Here is a 5,145-nt window from a genome sequence, read left to right on the forward strand (position 1 = left end):
TTTCGACCGCGAGGTATCGCCACCGCGGCCGCAGGTGTTTTGGCAGGTGTTTCATCGAGCTTATTCGTCGATGTCGGGTGCTCGTTCAGCCACGAGAACGCCGACCTGTTCGTGGACGGATTCGACGGCCGTGAGGACGAATCCGGCGTCGGTGAGCGCGTCAGCGAGGAAGCCGACCGTCGCGGGGTCGTCGACTTCCGGCGAGTAGTACGGTTCCTCGGGGTCGGGTTCGCCGAAGAACATCACGTCACCGAGGACGAATCGCTGCGGTTCGAGGTCGGAGATGACCTCGATAGTCTCGCGCTTTTCTTCGTCCGAGAGGTGGTGCATGGCGAAGTTGGAGACGACGATGTCGACCTGTTCTCCGTCATCTACGTTCGGGTCACGGAATCGCCCCTCGTCGAATTCGACGTTCTCGATGCCGACTTCGGCGGCCTTCTCGCGGGCCTGTTCGAGCATTCCCTCGCTGATGTCGCGGCCGACGACGCGCTTTGCGTCAGGTGCGAGTGCGAGTGCGATGGCTCCCGTGCCAGTGCCGAGGTCGAGAACGACGTCGTCGGCCGAGGGGTCAGCGTAGTGGACGACAAGCGAGACGCACGCACGGTACTCTTCGCTGTCCTGTGACTCGTCGTAGTCGGTGGCGATATCGGAGAAGCGAGCGGCGTGTTCCTCAATTGTCTTCTTCATATCGGCCACATTCGACGCCCGGGGCTATGAACGACTCGGACATCCGCTCGCGGTTCCGCTCGGCGAGTCGTCCCCACTCCCGGAGTCCGTCGAGAATTTGCTCCTCGTCGAAGCCGATGACCTCTCCGAGTCCGGCCAGTTCTCTGGGCGCGCGAAGTTCGAGGTGCGAGTGCGGCCCGGCGGAGACGACGTAGGGCACGTCGTAGTATTCGACGAGCTCGCGGAGTTTCCGGAGGTCGGAAATCGCCTGCACGCGGGTACCGCCGTCACTTCTGAGCACCGGTCCGAGGTCGAATTCGACGCGGACGCCGTTGTTTCGGGCGGCCTTGGCGAGGACGTGATTGAAGTTCCCGCGGTCGGCCATCGGACGCGAAAGCACGTCCACTCGTGGCTGTTCGACGGCGAAGCGATTGAGCGCGTTCGTCCCGCCGCGGAGGATGACGAGTTCGCGCTGCGGTCGGTAGTTTCCGACCGCGCCGCTGGCGTGTTCCGGGTCCGGTGCGTCGATTTCCGCGGCGTCGACGAGGTCAACATCGAGCGCGTCACGGAGGCGGTCGTAATCGGGACGTGCGTCGAGGCCGCGGATGACGACGCCGTCGTAACCGTATCGACCGGCGGCGGTCGCGACGCGACTAGCCGTGCTCTCGCCGTCGGGGTGTGCGTAGACCGCCTCGTACATACGCCGACGATAGGTGTGGTGGAAAAAGGGCGTTGCGTTCCGACTTCGCGGTGGGCTACTTCCGTGTGCGAGCGAGCAACACAACCGATAACAGGGAGATGATGGCTGTTCCGACGCCAAATCCGGGGATTTCGAACCCCGACATCGAGTCGGTTGTCGAACGTATCGTCGTGGTCCGCTCGGTCGTCGTTGTCGTTTCGTCCGCTCCGGGTATCGGCGTAAACGTCGAATCCTCAGGCATATTACCTGTCACGACCGTTCCATTTAGCTCGTAGATAGCTGTCTCGTTGTGCCGAACCGTGATTTGTACTGCTCCTCCTCGAAGTGGTGCTAACTCCGAAAGGTCGAACGATACGTCGAAGGTTCCGTTTTCACCGACACGAACCGGCTTCGATACGAGAAACGGGTGTGTCCCGCCGACCGATTTGATTCGGATGCCGATGACGGCCCCGGCTTCGAACGGCGTCGTTCCGCTGATGTGTTGGTCTGTATCCGCGTCGAGGACGAGGGAGTCACCCTGATAGTTGATGACGGTGGAACCGTCAGCAACGACGGCCCCGGGTGTCGAGAGGAGGAGGAGGAAGACAAAGACGACGGTGAGCGACTGGAGGGGACGCATCGTCCAAGATATATCTTTGGACGAACAAGTACGTTTTGATTAATCGACAGTTGCTGTTCCAATAAGCTCGGAAACAGCAGTTTTGAGCGATGTAGCCGCGGTTCGAACGTCGTCTATCGTCACGTACTCTCGGTCGGCATGTGCGACTGCGCCCTCGTCGTCGGCGAGTTCGCCGGGACCGAAGACGACCACTGGTGACGGAGAGAAATACGACGCTTCGGTCGCCGCCGTGAATGGACGAACAGCACCTCGTCCACCGGCCTCCTGCGACGCCCGTGCGAGCGTCGTCACGAGTTCGTGGTCGGGGTCGGTTGCGAACGCTTCGAGGAACGGCGTCGGCCGCTCGGTGAGTTCGAAGTCGACGTCAACTTCGTCGGGTGCGGCGTCTCGAAGCGTCGATTCGAGCGCCTCGCGGAAGCCGTCAGCCGTCTCCGGTGGGACGCTCCGGCGGTCGACGACGAGTCGACAGGCTGCCGGAACCTGGTTCGAGTTCTCGCCGCCGTCGACCATCGTCGGCGTCAGCGTCGCCGCGCCGAGGTCGGGGTGTTCGTCACGGTCGTCGTCGAACGACCGAATCGCGTCGAGGACCGGCGCGAGCGCGTCGATAGCGTTGCTACCCGAATCCGGCTCTGCGGCGTGTGCAGCGATGCCAGCCAATGTGACCGTTCCCTCGAAGCGGCCTTTCGCGGCCGTACACACGTCGAGACCGGTTGGCTCGCCGACGATGTAGCAGTCGCCGTCCACGTCGAGGGCGGCCGCGCCGGTCGAAAGGAGTTCTTCGTCGGGCGTAATCGCCAGCGTCACCCGAGCGTCGGGAGCAGGGTCGACCGCGAAAAACGCCGCGAGAAGTGCTGCGAGCGGTCCCTTCGCATCGCACGAACCTCGTCCGTGGATAATTCCCTCCTCGCGGGCGTACGGGATGTGTGGAGAGACGGTATCGATGTGCGTGTTGAGGACGAGGTGCGTCTCGGGGTCGGAGACACCTTTCGCGGCGAGTGTGTTCCCCGCGTCGTCGACAGTCGCGTCGGTACCGTGGGATTCGAGCGTTTCGACCAGCAGGTCACGCATCTCGTCCACGTCATCGTTCGAGGCTACGGGGACGGCCCGTTCGAGGAACGCGATGGGGTCGAACCCCTCGTCGTTCATCGTTGGCGGAAGACGATGTCGGCTTCGCCGTTCCCCTCGCGGACGGCCGGGCCGCCGAGAAGCGCCGTTCCTTCGTCGGGAACGGTCACGGAGAGCGCACCACCCGGTGGTGAGACGGAAACCGGGTCGTCGCCGGAGACGAGTCCGAGTCGCTTGGCGACGGCAACGACGGCGACTGCGCCGGTTCCGCAAGACTGCGTCTCACCTTCGATACCGCGCTCGAAGGTGCGCTGGCGGAAGCCGCCTTCGCCGTCCGGCGAGGCGATGGTGACGTTCGCTCCCTCGGAGAACAGCGGTGCGTGTCGAATAGACGGCGCGACCGATTCGAGGTCCACGTCGTCCACGTCGTCGACGAACGCGACGGCGTGTGGAACGCCCGTGTTGACGGCCGTGACGGTTAGTCCTTCGACCTCACCCTCGACGAGTTCGTCGTCGCTTTCGAGCGGGACATCCCGCGGGTCGAACGAGGGGATACCCATCTCGACGTTTACTTCGTTTCCGTTGACGGTCGCGCGGCGGGTTCCGGCGGGCGTGTCAATCATGATTTCGTCCGTGTTGGCTCGCTCGGCGGCCCATGCAGCGGCCACGCGAGCGCCGTTTCCGCACATGGCGGCCACGGAGCCGTCCGGTTGGACGAGAGTCATGACGACCCGCGGCGGGTCGTAGCGCGATTCGAGTGCGAGAAAGAGGACGCCGTCTGCGCCGCGTCGGTCGCTTCCAGTCAGGACGATACCTGCGTCTCGGTCGCAGTGGGTTCGTGCGAATGCGGGGCGGTCGGGAACCGGGTCTTCGGCGTCGACGACGAAGAATTCGTTTCCGGTGCCGTGGTACTTTTCGAATGGAACGGAGTTGAGTACGCTCATTGGTTTGTGTAGGTGCTTGGTCAGTTGGGGATGTGTTCGGATGCGGTTCGTTCGAGAGTGGTGATGTCGTCGAGGGTTTCGCGGCGGCGAGCGACTCGGGACTCGTCGCCATCGAGGACGACTTCTGCAGGGCGCGGACGGGAGTTGTAGGTGCTCGCCATCTCGTATCCGTATGCGCCCGCGTTACCGAGTGCAAGAAGGTCGCCGCGTTCGGGACGGGCGAGTAATCGGCCGTCGGCGAACACGTCGCTCGTCTCGCAGACGGGTCCTGCGATGATAGTCGAAACCGCCTCGGCATCGGGCCGAGAGAGGTTCGAAATCGCGTGGTACGCGTCGTACATCGCCGGTCGGAGCAACGTCGTCATACCAGCGTCGATGCCGACAACGGTCGTTTCGGGCACGTCCTTCACGGTGTTGACTCGCGAGAGGAGGACGCCCGCGTCGGCGACGACGTAGCGCCCGGGTTCGATTGCGAGTCGGGCGTCGGTGTCGCCGAGTGCCTCGCGGGTCGCGTCGGCCACGGCGTCGAGGGAAAGCGGCGGTTCGTCCTCGCGGTACGGGACGCCGAAGCCGCCGCCCACGTCGACGAATTCGAGGCCGTCGATGGAGCGGGCGAGGTCGCCCATTCGGCGGACCAGTTCGCGGTGCGCCGAGAGGTCGTCGCCGGAGATACCGCTTCCCGCGTGGGCGTGGACGCCGACGAGGGCAACGTCGTCGCGCACGTCCTCGGCGAGGTCGGGAACGCGGTCGATTGGAATACCGAACTTCGCGTGCGCGCCGGTTCGGACCTTTTCGTGGTGGCCCGCGCCGATGCCGGGGTTCGCCCGGAGACAGAGTCGTCCGTCGAAGCCGCGTTCGCGCAGGCGGTCGATAGTGTCCGCCGCACCGACGGTGATGGTCATCACTGGATTCTCCTCCCACCGTGAGACCACGTGGTCGAGGTCCGCGGCCGGCGGGTTGACGGCGGTTTGGCGGGCGCAGTGGCCGGGGACGGCAGCATCCAGGGCGCGCCCGGGCTCGCCCGCGGAGGCACACGCCGGGGCGCTTTCCGTTGCTGGGACGGGTGCCATGCCCGTACGACCGGCGACTGGCTTGGCACGGTAGCTGGCGGGTGGCGCGGTGGATGGGGTTGGGGGGCGGGGACCGGTTTC

Annotated in this window: 6 protein-coding genes; all 6 read right to left on the reverse strand. The window is 64.7% G+C overall.

The window, feature by feature from the left end:
• Positions 1-60: 60 nt before the first annotated feature.
• The gene (locus tag QT222_RS06870) at positions 61-687 is read right to left on the reverse strand and encodes a class I SAM-dependent methyltransferase (protein WP_491476734.1); all 627 of its coding nucleotides are present in this window, start codon (positions 685-687) and stop codon (positions 61-63) included.
• Positions 671-1,366 carry an RNase P subunit p30 family protein gene (locus tag QT222_RS06875; RefSeq protein WP_491476735.1) on the reverse strand — a complete coding sequence of 232 codons (696 nt, stop codon included), beginning with the start codon at positions 1,364-1,366 and terminating at the stop codon, positions 671-673. The genes QT222_RS06870 and QT222_RS06875 overlap by 17 nt, the downstream gene beginning before the upstream one ends.
• 55 nt (positions 1,367-1,421) lie before the next feature.
• The gene (locus QT222_RS06880) at positions 1,422-1,985 is read right to left on the reverse strand and encodes a BGTF surface domain-containing protein (protein ID WP_004572571.1); all 564 of its coding nucleotides are present in this window, start codon (positions 1,983-1,985) and stop codon (positions 1,422-1,424) included.
• 39 nt (positions 1,986-2,024) lie between these two features.
• The gene (locus tag QT222_RS06885; RefSeq protein ID WP_491476736.1) at positions 2,025-3,131 is read right to left on the reverse strand and encodes a M20 family metallopeptidase; all 1,107 of its coding nucleotides are present in this window, start codon (positions 3,129-3,131) and stop codon (positions 2,025-2,027) included.
• Positions 3,128-3,994, reverse strand: a complete 867-nt coding sequence (dapF, locus tag QT222_RS06890) for a diaminopimelate epimerase (protein ID WP_491476737.1) — start codon at positions 3,992-3,994, stop codon at positions 3,128-3,130. Before dapF ends, QT222_RS06885 begins: the two co-directional genes overlap by 4 nt.
• 20 nt (positions 3,995-4,014) lie before the next feature.
• A partial coding sequence (locus QT222_RS06895) for a diaminopimelate decarboxylase family protein (RefSeq protein WP_491476738.1) occupies positions 4,015-5,145 on the reverse strand: 1,131 nt, incomplete at its 5' end.

This window comes from Haloferax sp. s1, from assembly GCF_058382125.1.

Excerpts from the sequence above, each read along its gene's own strand:
- QT222_RS06870 (WP_491476734.1), bottom strand. The coding sequence starts at position 687 with ATGAAGAAGACAATTGAGGAACACGCCGCTCGCTTCTCCGATATCGCC.
- QT222_RS06875 (WP_491476735.1), bottom strand. The coding sequence starts at position 1,366 with ATGTACGAGGCGGTCTACGCACACCCCGACGGCGAGAGCACGGCTAGT.
- QT222_RS06880 (WP_004572571.1), bottom strand. The coding sequence starts at position 1,985 with ATGCGTCCCCTCCAGTCGCTCACCGTCGTCTTTGTCTTCCTCCTCCTC.
- QT222_RS06885 (WP_491476736.1), bottom strand. The coding sequence starts at position 3,131 with ATGAACGACGAGGGGTTCGACCCCATCGCGTTCCTCGAACGGGCCGTC.
- dapF (WP_491476737.1), bottom strand. The coding sequence starts at position 3,994 with ATGAGCGTACTCAACTCCGTTCCATTCGAAAAGTACCACGGCACCGGA.